This window comes from Binatus soli (SeqCode) (assembly GCF_050015535.1).
GTDB lineage: Bacteria > Desulfobacterota > Binatia > Binatales > Binataceae > Binatus > Binatus soli.
Map to the genome: position 1 here is coordinate 126,854 of NZ_JBEKBF010000010.1, position 18,765 is coordinate 145,618.

The 18,765-nt window shown below is 61.9% G+C and carries 21 protein-coding genes; 14 read left to right on the forward strand and 7 right to left on the reverse strand.

The window, feature by feature from the left end; genetic code table 11:
- Positions 1 to 25: 25 nt before the first annotated feature.
- Positions 26 to 847 (forward strand): MlaA family lipoprotein, encoded by an 822-nt coding sequence (locus tag ABR989_RS09645; protein WP_428127922.1) that lies wholly within the window; start codon positions 26 to 28, stop codon positions 845 to 847.
- Between the two features lie 107 nt (positions 848 to 954).
- Here the strand turns inward: ABR989_RS09645 and lipA are convergent, their stop codons facing one another.
- The 5 genes from lipA to ABR989_RS09670 all read right to left on the reverse strand — a co-directional run bounded on the left by lipA (position 955) and on the right by ABR989_RS09670 (position 5,823).
- Positions 955 to 1,818, reverse strand: coding sequence for a lipoyl synthase (gene lipA / locus ABR989_RS09650; RefSeq protein ID WP_428127924.1), 864 nt, complete (start codon positions 1,816 to 1,818; stop codon positions 955 to 957).
- Positions 1,811 to 2,506, reverse strand: a complete 696-nt coding sequence (gene lipB / locus ABR989_RS09655; protein WP_428127925.1) for a lipoyl(octanoyl) transferase LipB — start codon at positions 2,504 to 2,506, stop codon at positions 1,811 to 1,813. The genes lipA and lipB overlap by 8 nt, the downstream gene beginning before the upstream one ends.
- Before the next feature lie 2 nt (positions 2,507 to 2,508).
- Complete coding sequence (gene lpdA / locus ABR989_RS09660; RefSeq protein ID WP_428127927.1) at positions 2,509 to 3,921, reverse strand: dihydrolipoyl dehydrogenase; 1,413 nt, start codon at positions 3,919 to 3,921, stop codon at positions 2,509 to 2,511.
- 361 nt (positions 3,922 to 4,282) lie between these two features.
- Positions 4,283 to 4,780 (reverse strand): hypothetical protein, encoded by a 498-nt coding sequence (locus tag ABR989_RS09665; RefSeq protein ID WP_428127929.1) that lies wholly within the window; start codon positions 4,778 to 4,780, stop codon positions 4,283 to 4,285.
- Between the two features lie 110 nt (positions 4,781 to 4,890).
- Positions 4,891 to 5,823, reverse strand: coding sequence for a hypothetical protein (locus ABR989_RS09670; protein ID WP_428127930.1), 933 nt, complete (start codon positions 5,821 to 5,823; stop codon positions 4,891 to 4,893).
- Positions 5,824 to 5,873: 50 nt separating this feature from the next.
- On the opposite strand from ABR989_RS09670, the gene ABR989_RS09675 reads away from it, so the two are divergent.
- The 13 genes from ABR989_RS09675 to hypB all read left to right on the forward strand — a co-directional run bounded on the left by ABR989_RS09675 (position 5,874) and on the right by hypB (position 17,432).
- Positions 5,874 to 6,170: a hypothetical protein gene (locus ABR989_RS09675; protein ID WP_428127932.1), complete on the forward strand. Its 297-nt coding sequence runs from the start codon at positions 5,874 to 5,876 to the stop codon at positions 6,168 to 6,170.
- 178 nt (positions 6,171 to 6,348) lie between these two features.
- Positions 6,349 to 7,461 carry a hydrogenase small subunit gene (locus ABR989_RS09680; RefSeq protein WP_428127934.1) on the forward strand — a complete coding sequence of 371 codons (1,113 nt, stop codon included), beginning with the start codon at positions 6,349 to 6,351 and terminating at the stop codon, positions 7,459 to 7,461.
- Complete coding sequence (locus tag ABR989_RS09685; RefSeq protein ID WP_428127936.1) at positions 7,458 to 9,164, forward strand: nickel-dependent hydrogenase large subunit; 1,707 nt, start codon at positions 7,458 to 7,460, stop codon at positions 9,162 to 9,164. The genes ABR989_RS09680 and ABR989_RS09685 overlap by 4 nt, the downstream gene beginning before the upstream one ends.
- Positions 9,161 to 9,871 carry a Ni/Fe-hydrogenase, b-type cytochrome subunit gene (gene cybH, locus ABR989_RS09690; RefSeq protein ID WP_428127937.1) on the forward strand — a complete coding sequence of 237 codons (711 nt, stop codon included), beginning with the start codon at positions 9,161 to 9,163 and terminating at the stop codon, positions 9,869 to 9,871. Before ABR989_RS09685 ends, cybH begins: the two co-directional genes overlap by 4 nt.
- Complete coding sequence (locus tag ABR989_RS09695; protein WP_428127939.1) at positions 9,864 to 10,415, forward strand: hydrogenase maturation protease; 552 nt, start codon at positions 9,864 to 9,866, stop codon at positions 10,413 to 10,415. Before cybH ends, ABR989_RS09695 begins: the two co-directional genes overlap by 8 nt.
- Positions 10,416 to 10,434: 19 nt before the next feature.
- Positions 10,435 to 10,734 carry a c-type cytochrome gene (locus tag ABR989_RS09700; protein WP_428127940.1) on the forward strand — a complete coding sequence of 100 codons (300 nt, stop codon included), beginning with the start codon at positions 10,435 to 10,437 and terminating at the stop codon, positions 10,732 to 10,734.
- A 56-nt stretch (positions 10,735 to 10,790) separates the two neighbouring features.
- Positions 10,791 to 13,094: a carbamoyltransferase HypF gene (gene hypF, locus ABR989_RS09705; RefSeq protein WP_428127941.1), complete on the forward strand. Its 2,304-nt coding sequence runs from the start codon at positions 10,791 to 10,793 to the stop codon at positions 13,092 to 13,094.
- The gene (locus tag ABR989_RS09710) at positions 13,085 to 13,369 is read left to right on the forward strand and encodes a HypC/HybG/HupF family hydrogenase formation chaperone (protein ID WP_428127943.1); all 285 of its coding nucleotides are present in this window, start codon (positions 13,085 to 13,087) and stop codon (positions 13,367 to 13,369) included. The genes hypF and ABR989_RS09710 overlap by 10 nt, the downstream gene beginning before the upstream one ends.
- Positions 13,366 to 14,508, forward strand: coding sequence for a hydrogenase formation protein HypD (hypD, locus tag ABR989_RS09715; protein ID WP_428127945.1), 1,143 nt, complete (start codon positions 13,366 to 13,368; stop codon positions 14,506 to 14,508). The genes ABR989_RS09710 and hypD overlap by 4 nt, the downstream gene beginning before the upstream one ends.
- Positions 14,495 to 15,535: a hydrogenase expression/formation protein HypE gene (gene hypE / locus ABR989_RS09720; protein ID WP_428127947.1), complete on the forward strand. Its 1,041-nt coding sequence runs from the start codon at positions 14,495 to 14,497 to the stop codon at positions 15,533 to 15,535. Before hypD ends, hypE begins: the two co-directional genes overlap by 14 nt.
- 19 nt (positions 15,536 to 15,554) lie before the next feature.
- Positions 15,555 to 16,388, forward strand: coding sequence for an enoyl-CoA hydratase/isomerase family protein (locus ABR989_RS09725; protein WP_428127948.1), 834 nt, complete (start codon positions 15,555 to 15,557; stop codon positions 16,386 to 16,388).
- 10 nt (positions 16,389 to 16,398) lie between these two features.
- Positions 16,399 to 16,740, forward strand: a complete 342-nt coding sequence (locus ABR989_RS09730) for a hydrogenase maturation nickel metallochaperone HypA/HybF (protein ID WP_428127950.1) — start codon at positions 16,399 to 16,401, stop codon at positions 16,738 to 16,740.
- Complete coding sequence (gene hypB, locus ABR989_RS09735) at positions 16,740 to 17,432, forward strand: hydrogenase nickel incorporation protein HypB (protein ID WP_428127952.1); 693 nt, start codon at positions 16,740 to 16,742, stop codon at positions 17,430 to 17,432. The genes ABR989_RS09730 and hypB overlap by 1 nt, the downstream gene beginning before the upstream one ends.
- A gap of 198 nt (positions 17,433 to 17,630) precedes the next feature.
- Here hypB and ABR989_RS09740 read toward each other — a convergent pair whose 3' ends face one another.
- Both ABR989_RS09740 and ABR989_RS09745 read right to left on the reverse strand, forming a co-directional pair.
- A complete protein-coding gene (locus tag ABR989_RS09740) occupies positions 17,631 to 17,891 on the reverse strand; it encodes a hypothetical protein (RefSeq protein ID WP_428127953.1) in 261 nt (86 codons plus the stop codon).
- On the reverse strand, positions 17,879 to 18,439 hold the full coding sequence (locus ABR989_RS09745; RefSeq protein ID WP_428127954.1) for a type II toxin-antitoxin system HicB family antitoxin: 561 nt from the start codon (positions 18,437 to 18,439) through the stop codon (positions 17,879 to 17,881). The genes ABR989_RS09740 and ABR989_RS09745 overlap by 13 nt, the downstream gene beginning before the upstream one ends.
- Between the last annotated feature and the right edge of the window lie 326 nt (positions 18,440 to 18,765).

Below are 18,765 nucleotides of genomic sequence, written 5' to 3' on the forward strand. Positions count from 1 at the left end.
GGGCGACACCGCCATGGAGAGGCAAATGACATCTGGTCCGAAACAAATCGAAAGGACAGGCATGCGCTGGATGATGCTCGCATCGTCCCTGCTTGCGGTCGTTTCGTTAGCGACCCCGGCCCTGAGCCAGGGCGCCGCTCCGATGTCGCAGAATACCGCCGCCCAATCGGCCGCCAATCCGTCGACTCAGCCACCGGGCGAGAACAATCAGGGCGGCTATGCCGATCCGATAGCGGGATTCAATGAGCCGATGTTCACCTTCAACCTCAAGCTCGACGATTGGGTGCTGCGCCCTGTAGCCAGCGGATACGCCACCATCGCGCCGCAGCCCGTGCGTGAGAGCGTGGGCAGATTCTTTGACAACACCCGGGTCATCCCGCGTTTCGCCAACAACCTGTTTCAGCTCAAGCTGGCCGAGGCCGGCGGCGAAGTCGCCCGCTTTGGAATCAACACGACGATCGGATTGGCCGGATTCTTCGATCCCGCCGACCTTTGGTTTGGGCTCAAGAAGCATCGCAACGATTTCGGTCTCACCATTCGCTACTACAACATCCCGACCGGTCCGTACCTGATGCTGCCGTTTTTTGGACCTTCGACAATTGGCGACACGGTCGGCTTGGTCGCCGACGGTGCGATGAATCCGATCAGCTACTTCGTTCCGTTGTGGGTGGCGTTCACGGTGGCCGGCGGGCAGGGCGCGGCTGAAGCGGTGAACTATCGCTCGCTGCATCTGAACCAGTTCGAGGAAGCCGATCGCTATGCGATCGATCTCTACGGCGCCGTTCAGGACGCGTACCTGCAGACGCGCGTGCACGACGTCAAGAAGCTCCACGAGGAACGGTGGTAAGCTGCTCCGGATTCGTTATTAAATCAAAGGTAATTTGACGATTGGCGGGCCGCGGGACTGATGTTCCGCGGCCCGCTGCTCTTTTTAAGTCCGCGCGCCAGGCTTCTTTAGTTCACGTGTTCCCACGCGTGGTACGAGCTGCGCACCAACGGCCCTGACTCGACGTGATGGAACCCCATCGCGAGCGCGGCCGTCTTCAACTCCGCGAACTCCGCCGGCGCCACGTACCTGGCCACGGGAATGTGCTCCGCCGAAGGCCGCAGATACTGCCCGAGCGTCAGGATGTCGCATCCGACGCTGCGCAAATCGCGGATCACATCGAGCAGCTCGCCGTTGGTCTCGCCAAGCCCGAGCATCACGCCCGCCTTGGTGAACATCGGCTTGCCGAGCCGGCGCGCGGAGTCTTTGGCACGGCGGATGACGTCAAGCGATCGATCGTAATTTCCGCCCGGCCGCACCGTGCGATAAAGACTCGGCGCCGTCTCGATATTGTGGTTGTAGATATCGATTGGCGAGCGCACCACCGTCTCAACGCTGGCGAACGATCCCCGGAAGTCCGGCACCAGCACTTCGACGCGCGCCGGCGTAGGCGTCGATTTGATTGCATGCGCCGTGGCCGCGAAATGCGCCGCGCCGCCGTCGGGCAGATCGTCCCGATCGACCGAGGTGACGACGACATGCTGCAGTCCAAGGCGCGCCACCGCCTCCGCGACTCGCCGCGGCTCATCGGAATCCAGCGGACGAACTTTGCCGTGCGCGACTGCGCAGTACGGACAATTGCGCGTGCACACGTCGCCCATCAGGATGAAGGTGGCCGTGCGATGCGAAAAGCATTCGCCGATGTTCGGGCAGCACGCCTCCTGGCAGACGGAATGCAGCTTGAGCCCGGCGAGGATCGCCTTGGTGCGAAAGTACTCGGGCGACACTGGTGCGCGAACTTTAATCCAGTCGGGATGCCTTCGTTCAACCATCGCCAACCATCAGTTGAGGCGCCGGCGCTATCTGCGATGCGCTGGCGAGAACTATTTCATCGTAGTGGAACACACGGCCGAAACTCTCGCGCATCACCTCGGCGAACTCGCGGACCGACACCGCCCGATCCGTCAGCTCGCAGATTGAAGTCATGCGGCATCCCTCGATACCGCACGGCACGATCGAATCGAAGAAGCTGAGGTCGGTGGATACGTTCAGTGCAAAGCCGTGCCAGGTGGTCCAGCGCCGGATGCCGACGCCGATCGACGCGATCTTGCGCGACCCAACCCAGACGCCGGTCATCGCGTCGCGGCGGGCGGCGTCGATGCCGAATTTCGCGAGCGCGTCGATCATCGCCGCCTCGAGGCCTCGAAGATACTTCGTAACATCGCGGGCGCGCCCCTCGAGTTTGAGAATCGGATAACCGATCAGTTGTCCGGGGCCGTGATAGGTCACCTGCCCGCCGCGTGAGACCCGCCGAATCGGCACGCTCGCCGGATTGCTGACGATAAAGCGCTCGTCCGCGCCGCGGCCCAGCGTGAAAACATGCGGATGCTCCATCATCAGGAGCGTATCGCCGATTGTGCCGTCGAGCCGCGCCGCGAGCATCGCGGTTTGGATCGCAAGCGCGGCGTCGTAATCGACCACGCCCAAATCGGCGACGGTGAGTGCCCCGCGCGCGTCCATCGTCAGAAGTCTATCGCTTCGCCGTCGGCGGCCAAAGCCGCTTGCATGATTGCTTCGGACATCGTGGGATGCGGATGCGCGGTCTTGCCGATTTCGGCGGTGGTGGTCTCGAGCGTTTTGCCGAGCACGACTTCGGAAATGATGTCGGTGGCGGCGTGTCCGATTATCTGGCATCCGATCACTTCGCCGTACTGTTTGGTCGCGACGATTTTCACGAAGCCCACGGTCTCGCCGATCGCAACCGCCTTGCCGATCGCGCGAAACGGAAACTTGCCGACCTTCACTTCGATGCCGCGCGCTTTTGCGTCGGCTTCGCTGAGTCCCACGGTCGCGACTTCGGGCTCGCAGTAGATGCATCCGGGGATCGCGAGCAGGTCGAAACCGGGTTCGCGCACGCCCGCCATGATTTCAACCGCGGCGATACCTTCGGCGCTGGCCTTGTGCGCGAGCAGCGGCGGGCGGACGACGTCGCCGATCGAATAGATGCTCGCAACGGTGGTCTGGAACGAGTCGTTTATCTTGATGAAGCCGCCGCGTTCGAGCTCGACGCCAATTTTTTCGAGTCCGATGTTCTGGCTGAGCGGGGTGCGGCCGACTGCCACCAGCACGACCTCGGCGTCGATGGATTTTTCGGCGCCATTGGCCGTTACCGCGACCGACCACAGGCCGCCCTTGCGCACCATCGACTTGTAGCCATGCCCGAGCATCACGGTGACCCCGCGCTTGACGAACGCGCGGCGCAGCTCCTCGGCGACTTCCGCGTCGAAGCCGGGGAGCATCTGCTTTTCGATCTCGACGATCGTCACCTTGGCGCCGAACGCGCTGTAGAAATAGCCGAACTCGAGTCCGATTGCGCCGGCGCCTATCACGACGACGCTCGCAGGCATCGTGTCGAGCACCAGCGCCTCCTTGCTGGTAATCACGCCGTCGCCGACTTTCATTCCCGGGAACAGCCGTTCGCCCGAGCCTGTCGCGATTAGAATGCGCTCGGCCTCGAGCGCGGCGGCTTGCGGCGCGGACTTGCCTTCGACCGGGGCGAGCGAAACGGTGTGCGGGCCGGTGATGACCGCGTCGGCCTCGAAGTAATCGATTTTGTTTTTCTTGAGAAGGTAGAGCACGCCTTTGGAGAGCTTTTCGGCGGCGGCACGCGAGCGCGCGATCACTTTGGTGAAGTCGAAACGAACCTCGCCGACTTCGATGCCGTGTTCCTTGGACGCGCCGCGAATCGTGTCCATCACAGCGGCGGAGTTGAGCAGCGCCTTGGACGGGATACATCCCCAGTTGAGGCATACGCCGCCGGGGCGGTCGCGCTCGATAACTGCGACGCGCATTTTGAGCTGGCTGGCGCGAATCGCAGCGACGTATCCGCCGGGTCCGGAGCCGATTACGACAAGGTCATAGCGGGAATTTGCCAAGGTGAAGTCCTTCCGAGGTTTTTACATATTATTGTCCGAATCAGAGCATCGAGTAAGCGGTTGCGATGGCTGGCGTGGACCCTCTCCCGCCAGGCTCACCTAAATCGTGATTCGGGCAAGAATGAAAATTGTGTTTGACAATTCTGCGTCAGGGGATACGCGGAGGTTGCGAAGCATCCTTTGAAATTCTGAGCCGGGGAGGCTGCTTATGCCAGGCAGCACCGCATGAACCCTGCCGCCCGCCATGGTTCCCGCCATCGCGTCGAAAATTCCCGGTTCGATCCCCGGCGCTTCAGCGATGATTAAACCGAGATTTGCTCTATACAGCCTTGATCGGCAGGGTCAAAAAGGGAAATTGCGGCTAATCTCCCTCGAACGCCCGACCTTTAACGAAGATTGCCGACTGGTCGCCAAAGTAAACTAGCTTCTCCTCCTGCCAGAAGCGAAACTCGTAGCGCAGCACAACCCGCTTCGGCCCTTCGCGGGCCTTTGTCTCTTTGGAATGGAGCCGGAGCGGCGGTCCAATGGTTATCAGACTTCGGAAATCAGCACGATGGATGCGGTTGCCGAACCCGACCCATCCCTCCTCCCAACGACAGCTGTGCAGGAAGTAGGCGTGAAGGCAGCCGAGGTTGCCGGTCAGCAGTACAAGGTCGGGCCCCGATACGTGCCGAGGATGGATGCCTGGATCGCCCACTTGATACCGCGCGACTGGCAGCGAGCGCGTCGTGTCCATACGCGCTTCGATCTCTCGCTGCGCGAGGTCGATACACAGCACCTCGTCGACCAGGAATGCCTCGCTCGAATATGGAAACGTCGAGACGAAGTGCTCGAGCTCAAGCTTCGAAGGTACGCTCATGGCAGCAGATCATTCCAAGCGTGATGAGAAATGAATGGTCTGCGCGAAGCCCCCGGTTTTCCCGATGATGCGCCCGGCGGGATTCTCTCTCGCCGCCGGGCGCGGTCGAGCTACCATCCGAAGGAAATCGAACCGGTGTATTGGCTGTAGCCTTGGCCGTTTCCGTATTGGTTGAAGCGCCACTCCCCTCCAACGAATGACTTGTCGAGCAGCCCCTGAATCGGCGCGACCTTGAGCGCGGACAAAGCCAGTTCGAAGCCCAATCCCCACACGCCACCGCCCTGAGCGTCGGCCGTGTAATGGCGATAGCCCGCTCCCGGGTTGTCCTTCACCACAATCGGCGTGCTCATCAGATTGATGTACATCGCCGGGCCGGCGAGCGCGTATGGCTTGAACGCGGCCAACGACTCCATTCCCCAAAGCGCGGGGTCCAGATGGTATTGCACGGTCGGTTGCAGCGAGAGCGTATAGACCCAAGTGCTAAACGGGGGGCCCACGAGCTGGCTGGCGAGATTTGCAGTCGTGTTTTTCTGGTTACCCTGTGTCCATCCCACCAGCATCTCGCCCGACAGGAATCCGCCGGGGATACCGTCCTCATGCGTCAGCAAGCGATGGTTGAGGAACGCAGCGTAGTAGAAGCCTCCCGGCATTCCATACGGCGATTCGGACCATCCCGTGCGGAAGCCGACCTCGAGCGGCACCGAGCGCTGCTTCTTCGCAACATCACTCAGCTCTTGCTGCATCTGTGGCATTTGCTGCTGAAGAGTTGCGACGGGTTGTGCCGTCGCTTGCATCTGATGCATCAATGTGTCGATTTCTTGCTTCTGGGTATTTAATTGTTCCTGGATTGCGCGATTCTGGCCTTCCAGCATTCGATTCTGTTCTTGGAGTTGGTTGATTTTCAGCTGTAATTCCTGCTGCGACGCTCGCACGGCTTTCGCCCTGCCCGGAGGATCGCCGTCGGCCGCTATAGTTGGTCGCGCGGCGGCCAACGAGATCGCAAGTCCGATGGCCAATACTGTCAGTTTGGTAGCTCTGCGCATTTTTTCCTCCTTCTTCCAGCCCAGTTTTACCCGAAGCGGGCACACCACGTGTGGCAGCTCAAACCCATTCACGCTTGCAGTCCATTTCTGCGCGAAGTGGACGCATCATGCGTGCCAGTTCAAGCCAGATTCATAAGAAGTTCACAAGAACTTCAAGCAGCGCAGAATTCCTGCAAAAAGCCTCTTCGATTGGAACGAGTTTCGCCGCCGATTCGCTGGCGCACTTCGATACATTCCGCAATTTTGGCGATGCCGATGGAGACAGCCGATTAACGCAATGGCCGACCCAATCGGATCATACACTTGTGGGATTTTTTAAAAAAAGTTCCACGATTACTCGCAGTTGAGAGCAGGGACAGACAAAGACGAGCAGGCGCAGGCGGACGCGTGATGCGGCCTCGGGCTGGCACATTCTATGCCTTCCAGAGAACGGGAATCCTTTTACTGGCCGGTCGAGCTTGGCTCGCCGTCGATTTGCCGGACATCGCGGACTCACCGGCCTTTGCCTTCGCCGGAGGACGCTTTATGGCCCGAGAACAGAGTTGGCTGCTCGACGAGCTCAAGAGGCGTGGAATCTCACGCCGCGAATTTCTCGGTTTTTGCGCCAAGATGGCCGCGATACTCGCGCTGCCCAGTTCGGCGGCCGGTGCGATCGCAAAGGCGGTTGCGACCGGTGACAAGCCGATACTGGTTTGGCTCGAGTTTCAGGATTGCTGCGGCAACACCGAGTCCTTCCTGCGTGCAACCCGTCCTACCGTCGCCGAAATAATTCTCGATACATTCTCGGTTAACTACCACGAGACCCTGATGGCGGCCGCGGGCCATCAGGCCGAGGCAGCGCTCAACCAGACCGTCGCGGGACATCCGGGCCAATACATCGCTGTGATCGAAGGATCGATTCCGACCGGAAAGAACGGCGCGTACTGCACAATCGGCGGAAAGTCGGCGCTCCAGATCGCGCGCGAGGTCTGCGGCGCGGCGGCCGCGACGGTCGCGGTCGGCACCTGCGCGGCGTTCGGTGGAATTCCCGCGGCGCGGCCCAATCCGACGGGCGCGGTCGCGGTGGGCGATGCGGTGCCGGACGTCAAGAACCTGATCAACCTGTCGGCGTGCCCGATGAACGCCGAGAACATCACCGCGCTGCTGGTCTATTACCTGACGGTGAAGCAGTGGCCGCCGCTCGATCAGTACCGCCGTCCGCTCTTCGCTTATGGAAAGTTCATCCATGACAACTGCGAGCGGCGCGCGCATTTCGACGCGGGGCAGTACGTCGAGATGTGGGGCGACCCCGCACATCGCCAGGGGCACTGCCTTTACAAGATGGGCTGCAAAGGGCCGGCGACCTCGCAGAACTGTCCGGTGGTCCGGTGGAACGAGGCCACCAACTGGCCCATCGGGTGCGGCCATCCGTGCGTCGGTTGCGCCGAGCCGAACTTCTGGGACACCATGACGCCCTTCTACAGGCGTCTCCCGAATGTTCCGGGCTTCGGAGTCGGGTCAAACCTCGACCGAATCGGAATTGGCGCTGCCGCCGTGGTGGCCGCAGCTTCGCTCGCTCACGGAATCGGCGAGATCGTGCGGCATCGCGTGGGAACGAAGCCCTCGGACTCTGACCGCCCTTCGGGAGATAAAAAATGACGCACATCGTGGTTGACCCCATAACGCGCATCGAAGGGCATCTCCGAATCGAAGCCGAGGTTGACGGCGGCAAGGTGACCGACGCCTGGTCGTCTGCCACGATGTTCCGGGGGATCGAGATAATCCTCAAGGGTCGCGATCCGCGTGACGCGTGGGTCTTCACGCAGCGCATCTGTGGCGTCTGCACGACCGTCCACGCGATCGCATCGATCCGCGCCGTAGAGAACGCAGTCGGCGCGAATCCTCCGCCCAATGCGCGCCTGCTCCGCAACCTGATCATGTCCGCGCAGGCAGTGCAGGATCACGTGGTTCATTTCTACCATCTCCACGCGCTGGACTGGGTCGATGTAGTCTCGGCGCTATCCGCGGACCCGACCAAGACTGCCTCGCTCGCTCAATCGATTTCGGACTGGCCGCTATCCAGCGCTACATACTTTACGGGCGTCCGCGATCGCCTCAAGACCTTCGTCAATCGAGGTCAGCTGGGTCCGTTCGCCAACGCATACTGGGGGCATCCGGCGTACAAGCTTCCGCCTGAGGCAAACCTGATGGCGGTCGCGCACTACCTTGAGGCGCTCGACTTCCAGCGCAAGTTTATCCGCATCCACGCGATTCTGGGCGGCAAAAATCCGCATCTGCAGAGCTTCCTGGTGGGCGGGATGGCGACGCCGGTCGATCCCGACTCGCAGGCGTCGCTCAACATCGGCACCATCGCGGCGCTCAGAGAGCTGATCGCGAAGGGCCGCGATTTTGTCACCCGCGTTTATATTCCCGACGTCATCGCGGTCGGCGGATTCTACAAGGACTGGACGCATTACGGCGCCGGAGTCGGAAACTTTCTCGCCTATGGCGAATATCCCGAGGGCGACGACAGCGAACCGCGGCTATTCCTGCCGCGCGGCGTAATTCACGCGCGCAACATCACGCGCATTGAGCCGATGATCCCGGAGAAGATCACCGAGCAGGTGAAGCATTCCTGGTACAACTACGATGGCGGCGACGACAAGGGACTTCATCCGTTCAAGGGCGAGACCAATCCCGCTTACACCGGGCCCACGCCACCCTACGACCGTCTGAACACGGACGAGAAATATAGCTGGCTTAAATCGCCGCGCTACGACGGTCAGCCGATGGAGGTCGGACCGCTCGCACGGATGCTGGTCGCATATGGCAGCGGCCAGCAGCGTGTCAAGGAGCTCGTCGGTAAGGTGCTGACCGCACTCGGCGCCGGCCCGGAGGCGTTATTCTCGACGCTCGGACGGTTGGCGGCGCGCGCGATCGAAACTCAGGTGTTGATCGAAAAGATGGATGACTGGGTGACCGCACTTGCTGAGAGCATGGCGCGCCGCGACTACCGTATCCAGGATAATTCCAAGTGGGATCCCGCTTCCTGGCCCAAGGAATGCTATGGCGCGGGCTTTCATGAGGCGCCGCGCGGTGCGCTCGGCCACTGGGTGCACATCCAGGACGGCGCGATCGTGAACTATCAATGCGTCGTGCCGAGCACCTGGAACGCCGGTCCGCGCGACTCAGCCGGCCAACGCGGACCCTACGAATCAGCCTTGGTCGGCACGCCGATCGCCAAACCTGACCAGCCGCTCGAGATTCTGCGCACTGTTCACTCATTCGATCCCTGCATGGCTTGTGGCGTGCACGTGGTGGACGCCCGGAGGCGCGAGCTGGCTCGCGTAAGGGTTGTATGAGCGCCACGCCTAAAATTGTCAGTCCGACCGAAGCAGTGGTCGCGGTATACGTGTGGGAGTTGCCGGTTCGACTAACGCACTGGCTGATCGTCCTATCCATCGCGGTCCTCTCGGTTACCGGTTTCTACATCGGCGATCCGCTCATAGCCGTCAGCGGGCCTGCCCGGGATCACTTCGTCATGGGGACGATGCGCGTAATCCATCTGTACGCCGCGATCGTCTTTGCGTTGGCCCTGTTTGTGCGCATCTACTGGCTGTTTGTGGGCAACCAATACGCACGCTGGGATCAGTATCTTCCCGTGTCGCGCGAACGCCTGCGCAACACCTGGGAGGCGCTGAACTTTTTCAGCTACTGGCGGCGCGATCCGCTGCCGTATCCCGGGCAGACCGGCACTGCCGGCCTGGCCTACGGCGTCGTCTTTCTGATCCAGTTCGTGATGGTTTTGACCGGACTTGCATTGTACACGGTGTACGCGGCTCCGAACTCGCTGTTCCAGGCCTTCGTCTTCCTGATTCCACTCTTCCGCGGCCTGCAGATGGTGCATCTGATTCATCACATCGGAATGTGGCTGCTGCTCGTCTTCATGATCCTTCACGTTTATTTGTCTGTTCTATTTTCCGTTACCGAACGAAACGAAATCGATTCAATGTTCTCCGGTTATAAAGAAAGGGAAGTCACGGTTGTCCGGGAGACGCGCGATGCCTGACGAATTGCTCGTACTCGGACTCGGCAATCTGCTCCTCGGCGATGACGGTTTGGGTATCGCGGCTGTCACGAGGCTGGAGCGCGAGTATGACGTGCCCCCGGGCGTGCGCCTGGCGGATGGCGGCACTCTGGGGCTGGCGCTGCTTGGGCTTTTTGCCGAATCGAAGCATGCAATTCTGGTGGACGCGGTTCGCGCCGACGCGCGTGCCGGGAGCCTGGTTCGTATCGATGGAGAGGAAGTGGCGCCCGCAGTGCGTGAACGCCTCTCTCCTCACCAGGTTGGGGTCGCCGATCTTCTGGACGCGGCTCGACTCATGGACTCCTATCCGGCATCGGTGACGCTCCTGGGGCTCGTGCCGGAAAAAATGGATTTAAGTCTCGAGCGGTCCGATGCGGTCGAGGCGGGGCTGGACAGTCTCATCGAGGCGATAGTGTGTGAAGCTCGAGGTCTTGGCTATGAACTGTCGCCGAAGAAGAGCGCGGCGAGTGGCGCTGACCGTGCTGTTGGCGTTGTGCCCGATCTTGGGGTGCAACACGAGCGGTAGATCGCGCGGCGAGGCGCAGATGCCACCCGGTCTTCTTGAATCGCGCGAGGCGCGGCAGAGAGGACACGGACTGTTCCTGGAGAACTGTGCAATCTGTCATGGCGCGATGGGCGATGGGCGCGGACCCCGCCGCGTCGGCATAGACCCCCCGCCGGCAAATCTCACGGTCCCGCCATGGTCCGATTCGGCGAGCGCTGCGCGAATCTATAGCGCGATTCACGACGGCGTTCACGGGAGCGCGATGCCATCATGGCGGACCCTCACCGACCGGCAGATCTGGGACCTGGTGGCGTACATCCATTCGTTAGGCAAGTCATGAACGCTCAAGAGCGACATGTCGCTGACCCTCATGCTGCCGGCGCAGATGAGCGTGCGTTGGAACTTGCGGGCCGCAAGGTCCGAGTGTCGGGGATCTCGCAGGGAGTCGGGTTCAGGCCTTTCGTCTATAGGCTCGCCTGCGAGGAGGGACTCAGCGGCAGCGTTTGTAACGACGCGACGGGCGTCACGATCGAAGCCTTCGGATCGCGCGACGCGCTGGATCGCTTCGTCGCTCGCATCGCCTCAGAGTCGCCCGCGGCTGCACGGCTCGACGGTGTGCGGACGAGTCCCCTGGCCTTCGAGCGGCGCACCGGGTTCGAGATTGCCGCGAGCGTCCATGGCGCGGAGCGCCGTGTATCAATACCTGCCGACCTCGCGACCTGCCCTGAATGCCTCGCCGAAATTTTTGCTCCCGGCGACCGCCGCTATCGCTACGCATTTACCAACTGCACCAGCTGCGGCCCGCGCTTTACGATTGCGCGCGACATCCCCTACGACCGTCCCGCCACGACCATGGCGCGATTCCCGATGTGCCCCGAGTGCCGGCGCGAGTACCAATCTCCAGCCGACCGCCGCTTTCATGCGCAACCCAATGCATGCCCGAATTGCGGCCCGCGGCTGCGGCTGATTGATTGCGCGAATCGGACCGTGCGCGACGACGACGATCCTATCCGCGCGGCCGCCCGGGCGATTATCGAAGGCAAAATAGTCGCGATCAAAGGAATCGGCGGGTTTCACCTCGCGTGCGATGCGACCGATCCCGCGGCTGTGCGCCGCCTGCGTGAGCGCAAGCATCGCGACGAGAAACCGTTCGCGGTTATGGTGCGCGATGCCGCCGAGGCGGAGCGCCTGGCGCATTTCACCGCGGCGGACAAGGAGGTCCTGCTCGCAAGCGAGCGGCCAATTGTGATCGTTCGCCGCCGCCGGCACGCGGCGCTTGCGCCCGAAATCGCTCCGGGCATTCCTGCCGTCGGCCTGATGCTTGCCTACGCTCCGCTGCATCATCTGCTGATGGCGGAAGTCGGCCGTCCGATAGTGATGACCTCGGGTAATCTGTCCGAAGCACCAATCGCGTATCGCGACGATGAAGCAATTGCGCGGCTTAAGTCGATTGCCGACCTGTTTGTGATGCACGACCGCGAAATCGTCACGCGATGCGACGATTCCGTCGTCCGCGTGATAGCGGCGCGTGCCACCGTTATGCGCCGGTCGCGCGGTTACGTTCCGCGTCCGATTAGGGTTGCGCAACCGTTTAGCCGGCCGGTGCTGGCGTGCGGCGCGCAACTCAAGAACACGTTCTGCATTGGCGTCGGAAGCGACGCATACTTCGGGCCGCACATCGGCGACCTCGAAAATCTCGAGACCTTCGAGTCGTTCGAGGAATCGATCGCGCGGATGGAGCGCTTTCTTGGCGTCCAGCCGGAATTGATCGCACACGATCTGCATCCCGATTATCTCTCGACAGCCTATGCGCTCGGGCGCAGCCCGGTGCCTGCGGTCGCCGTGCAGCATCATCATGCGCACGTCGCCAGCGCGATGGCGGAGCATCGCCTTGCCGGTCCGGTTCTCGGCATCGCCTTCGACGGAACCGGCTACGGCACTGACGGTCATGCATGGGGGGGCGAGTTCATGGCCGCCGACACCGCTGATTTCGAGCGGCTTGCGACCTTTCGCCCCATTGCGCTCGCGGGCGGCGATGCGGCTATCCGCAACGTATGGCGAATAGCGCTCGCAATGCTGGACGATGCGTTTGATGGCGCCGCGCCGCTCGCCGATCTCGCGCTGTTCCGCACGATTGCGCCCGGCGAAATCGAGATCGTGCGGGCGATGATAGCTGGACATCTCAATGCGCCGCTGGCGCATGGCGTCGGCCGCTACTTCGACGCGTTCGGCGCGCTCGCACTCGGTCTGGCGCGCGCGAACTACGAAGGGCAGGTGGCGATGCGCCTTGAATGGGTGGCCGACCCGGCCGAGCGGCGACGCTACCGCTTTGACATCGATCGCTCCGCAGCGCCCTGGCAGATCGATCTGCGGGCGGCGGTGCGCGAAGCGGTCCGCGATCTCCGCGGTCGCGTGTCGGCGGCGACAATCTCTGCGCGCTTCCACAACACGCTCGTGTCCGCATCCGCGGAGATCGTTCGCACCGCTGCCGCGCGCCTGGGACGCATCCCGATCGTGCTCAGTGGCGGATGCTTCCAGAATGCGCGGCTGGCGGAATCAATCGCGGGCGCCTTGTCGCCCCGATTCGACGTTTACCTGCATTGCTCTGTGCCGCCCGGCGATGGCGGAATCGCGCTCGGGCAAGCTATCGTTGCCGATGCGAAGTCAAGAAAATCCGCCGGGGGTCGAGTATGTGCCTAGGCGTTCCAGGCAAGGTGTTGACGGTCGATGGGTCGGTCGCCACCGTCGATTTTTTCGGGGTCAGGCGCGATGTCAGGCTCGACATCGTCGATGAACCGGTCGAGCCGGGCGACTATGTGATGAATCACGTCGGCTTCGCGATCCGCCGCATCCCACCCGCCGAAGTGAAAGAGACGCTCGCGCTTTACGAGCAGTTGCTCGCGGCGATTTCGAGCGAAGATCTCCTGGCCGCCGACATCCGGGGCGAGATAGCCGCGACGCGTGAAAAAAAATGAACGATGCGGGCCGCAACGCGATGCAGTTCCGCGACCCCGCGCGCGCCGCCCAGATGGCCTCTCTGCTCGAACGTCTGGTCGGCGAAATCGGCCGCGAACCCGTCTCCGTGATGCACGTCTGCGGCAGTCACGAGCAGGCGATCGCGCGCTTCGGCCTTCGTGCAATCTTTCCCCGCGCGCTGGAAGTGATCATGGGACCCGGATGCCCCGTTTGCGTGACGGACATGCCCGAGGTCGATGAAGCCGTCGCTCTGGCGGAAGACGGCATCAGGATCGCGACATACGGCGACATGCTGCGCGTGCCGGGCACCGCGCGATCGCTGGCCGACGCGCAGGCAGCGGGCGCAAAAGTTGACGTCGTTTACAGCGTCACGCAGGCTCAGCAACTCGCCGCAAAGCTCGACGAAGAACTGGTTTTCTTTGCGAGCGGCTTCGAAACCACCGCCGTCGCAACTGCGGCCGTGCTGCTGGGCTCGCCCCCGCCGAATTTTTCGATCCTTTCCGCGCACAAGTACATTCCGCCGGTGATGGAGATCGTCGCCGAGATGCCGCACACGCGCGTGGAAGGCTTCCTTGCGGCGGGCCATGCGGCGACGATCACCGGCTGCGCTATTTTCGAGCGTTTCGTCGAACGCCACCGCATCCCGGTCGTCGTGGCGGGATTCGAGCCGCTCGATATTCTTGCCGGGCTCGCAAAATTGCTCGAACTGGTGCGCGACCGCCGCCCCGAAGTCGCAAACATGTATCCGCGATGTGTCACGCGCGAGGGTAACCGCCGCGCGCAGGAAGTTCTCTGGAAAGTCTTCCGGCCGGTCGGCGGAAGATGGCGCGGAATTGCGCACGTGCCCAATGGCAACCTCCGCCTGCGCGACGAATTCGCGCGCTTCGATGCGCGCCGGCGCTTCAAGATCGACGTGAGCCGGCTCTGGGACTATGCGCCGCCGAGTCTGGCGCATAGCTGTATCTGCGGCGACATCATGGCCGGCATCGCATCGCCATCGTCATGCTCGCTGTTCGGCAAGCAATGCGAGCCCGATAACCCCGTGGGTGCGTGCATGGTCAGCACCGAGGGTACATGCCGGATCTGGCATCAGTACGGCGGACAACTCGATCTGAGGGACAAAGATGAGCGCGCTTAGGATCGCGCCGGACGCAAAGGTGATGCTCAAGCACGGCGCCGGCGGCCGCGCGATGCGCGAGTTGATTCAACAGGTCTTCATCGGCGATGCGCAACCTCCCGCAGACGGCGGCATCGGGCTTGCCGCCATGGACGATGGCGCGGCGATTCGCGCGGGCGGCCAGTGGCTGGTGATGACGACCGACTCGTACGTTATCAAGCCCGCGTTCTTTCCGGGCGGCGACATCGGGCGCCTGGCGGTGTCCGGTACCGTGAACGATCTCTCGATGATGGGTGCGACCGACGTCGCCGCGCTTACCTGCGCGGTGATTATCGAGGAAGGCTTTCCGCGCGCGGACCTGGAACGGATCGCGGCTTCGATCAGTGCTGCATGCGCGGAAGCCGGCGCCACCATTGTCACCGGCGACACCAAGGTGATGGGCCGCGGCGAAATCGATGGAATCGCGCTTAACACCGCGGGCGTTGCGTTCACCCGCCGCGTGATTCCGGACTGCGGCCTCAGGCCCGGCGACAAGCTTATAGTCACTGGCACGATCGGCGATCATGGTCTGGCCGTGATGGCGCGGCGTCATTCGCTCGATCTCCAGGGCGACCTGCGCTCGGACGTCGCGCCGCTCAACGGGCTCATCCGGCGCGCGATCGAGGCCGGCGGCGAGCAACTGATCGCGATGAAGGATCCCACCCGCGGCGGGCTCGCCAGCACGCTGCACGAGATGGCGCACAAGAGCAACGTCGGAATCGTGCTCGAAGCTTCGCGCGTACCGATCAGCGCCAGCGTGCAGGCCGCCGGCGAACTGCTCGGGATCGATCCCATGCATGCCGCAAACGAGGGCAAGGCAGTGATCGCCGTGCGGCCTGGCGCCGAGGATCGCGTGCTCGCCGCCTTGCGCTCGCATTCGTATGGCCGTCACGCCGCAGTCGTCGCCGTCTGCGTCGCCGAACGGCCGGGGTTCGTGATTCTCGACACGGGCTTCGGGCGCCGCTTGCTCGCTGAGCCCGAGGGCGAGCTGCTACCGCGAATCTGCTGAAGCGGCGGGTGATGCCACGATGAAGCACATCAAGATCGAGCGCGACGGAGCGGTCGGAATCATCACAATCGATCGCACCGAACGATTCAACTCGCTCGATGTGGCGACCGCGCAGGATCTCCGCAAGGCGGCCCTGCAGTTCGCGCGCGACAGCGCCGTGCGCGCGGTAATATTGCGCGGCGCCGGCGGCATCTTCTGCAGCGGGGCGGACCTGAAGTATATCCGCTCGGGCGGCGACGGCGCCGACCTGAGCTACCTCGCGCCGGAGCCCAGCGCCGGCGGCGATCGCTTTGGCGAGATCTTCAAGCAGATCCTCGAGTACATCCACAGCACGATCTCCGAGATAAAACGCGCTCCCAAGCCGTTTATTGCCGCAGTGGACGGAATCGCGGCCGCCGGCGGGCTGGGTATCGCGATGGCTTGCGACCTCGTGCTCGCGTCCGATCGCGCCAGCTTCGAATGGGCTTACAGCAAGACCGGGTTGACCGGCGCCGAAAGCTCAACGTTCTTCCTGCCCAGGCTCATCGGGCTTCGCCGCTCGATGGAATTGGTGCTGATGAATCCGCGGATCGATCCCGAGCGCGCTTTGCGGATCGGACTGATTAACGAGGTGTATCCCGCCGCTCAGTTCGACGCCGAATCGATGGCGGTTGCGCAACGCATCGCCGCTGGACCGACCGGCGCGTATGCCGTTGCCAAGCGTCTCATCAACGAAGCGGCGGGTGTGGACCGGCTCGATTACCATCTCGACCGTGAGCTCGAGAGCCTCGCGCGGAGCGCGGACTCGAGTGATTTTGCCGCCGGAATCGACGCGTTTTTCTCCAGGACCCAGGCGCGGTTCAAGGGCAAATAGGGATCGCGCGATGCACGAGTATTCGATCGTGAGCTCGCTGCTCGAGCGCGTTGGCGCAGAGGCGCGCGCGCACAATGCAATCGCAGTGCATCGCCTGACGGTCAGGATTGGCGCCGCGGCCGGAGTCGATCCCGATCTGCTGTCAAAGGCTTACCAGATGTTCCGCGAGGGCACGCTCTGTGCCGGCGCGGAGCTATGCGTCCAGCGCGTCGAGGAGCAATGGGCGTGTCCCGAATGCGGCCGGACGATCGCGCGCGGCGAAATCTTGCGCTGCGGGCAATGCGCAATGCCTGCACGGCTGGTGTCGGGCGACGAAATAATCCTCGAACAAATCGAGATGGAGGTGCCGTGATGTGCCAGGACTGCGGATGCGGCGACCCGGAAATAGTGCCGGTCGAGGTTCACGAGCGGCTGCTCTCTGCCAACGACCGGGTTGCGCACCATAACCGCGCCCATTTCGTCGAGCACGGTGTCCTCGCGCTCAACCTGATGGGCTCGCCCGGTTCGGGCAAGACGGCGACCCTCGAGGCAATGGCGCGCGCGCCGGGAGCCAATCGCAAGCTTGCCGCGGTGAGCGGCGATCTTGCGACCGATCACGACGCCCAACGACTGCGCGCGGCGGGAATACCGGCCGCGACCATCACCACCGGCTCCGCGTGCCATCTCGACGCCGAGATGGTGCATAAGGCGCTGCACGACTTCGAACTCGACGGTCTCGATCTCTTCGTGATCGAGAACGTCGGCAATCTGGTCTGTCCCGCGATCTACGATCTCGGTCAGGCGCTGAACGTCGTCGCGCTTTCCGTTACCGAAGGCGAAGACAAACCGCTCAAGTATCCCGTCATCTTCCGAAACGCGGACGCGGTGCTGCTGACGAAGATCGATCTGCTCCCGCATCTTGGCGTATCCATCCGGAACTTCGACGACGCTATCGCGCGCGTGATGCCCCAACCGCGGGTCTTCCCGGTTTCCGCGCGCACCGGCGAGGGACTGGATCGATGGCTTCAGTGGCTTGATGAGAAGCGCATCCGTGCCGATCTGTAAGCGAACCGCCCAACAAGTTTCGGGTAGTGGGCGGTTTTCAACTTTGAGCCGTAAGGCCCCGATTTCCTCGAACGCCCGGACGTGATCGCTGATTCCCGCTTCCATCGGGATTGCATTTTCAAGAGACGTTTGTAGAAAAGAAAAGCCCCGCACTTTTGGTCATGCGGGGCCTGCCGTACCGCAGTTGAATGCTGCGGACTATTTCTTTTTCTTAGCGCGACTTACCTTCGCAGCGTTGACTGAATTTCCTGTTTCCTTTTCAAGCTTCTGGAGTACGACTCTTGGAATAAGAAGAACTCCGCCGGGTACCATTTCGCCAGTATTTGGTAGGGGGACATCCCCGCCAACTAAACCGTACTTCATGCGGATCGCCCAAATGCCGTCGTGTAGTCCCTGCTCCTTGATGAGAATCTCCGCAAGCTCTCGTGCCGAAAACTCATATCGATTTACTTCACCCATATTGCACCCTGTTTCATCATTCCGATTACTGAACCTCTCAGCAAGGCAGCCATTTCTTTTGGACCAGCCTCCGTAACCGATTCAGGTTCATCGACTCCGTATTGAATAAAGTTCGCCTGAATGAAATTCACCTGAAAATTACGCATCATCCGTTCGTAAAAATTATCGGCGCCAACCCATGTTGCAATGGCCGTTACGAGAGATTGGTTCAAACTGATTCCGTCTCGCTCAGCCTTCCGCACTGCCAAGCGATGTAAATCTCTAGAAAGTCGCAAAGCGATCCGGCCAGCATACGGATGGCTTGCCGAGGGTGGTGGAATCTCTTGTCCTTGTTCGAGAGTAGCTTCAATCCATTCTTCAGCAACGCTCTCTAAATTACGAAACGCCTCATCAGGAGTTTCCCCTTCTGCGAAGCATCCGGGAAATTCCAGAATTTCGGCAGTAAATCCACCTTCTTCTGCGGGAATCAAAATTCGCGCGTATGGCAGTTGGAGATATGCCTTAGCTTCACTTTTTCGCGAGATGACCATTTTGCCGGTCTGCTTCATTCAAAAGTCTCTCCTCTTCGATTGCGAGGTCGCCCTCAAGAGTTGATAGGATGCTATCCTTAGTGCGCCTTTTCATCGGCTTTGAGTGATGAGGAATCGATAAAGCCGGACGCGGGGGAAGAACATACGTCGGATGTTGACCGCCCTTACGACGAGTGCGTCCGATGGCCTCCGCCAGTTTTTCCAATTCACGGCTCGGAACTGTACGTCGTCAGAACCTTTTGGACAAGTCAGCAATCGATTTAAGAGAGGATCTGGCCCATCTGGGTTGAGGTTGAGGCTGCAGTTGAGTAGTGCAGCCGGCGACGTTGGTCGAGGGTCTGCTG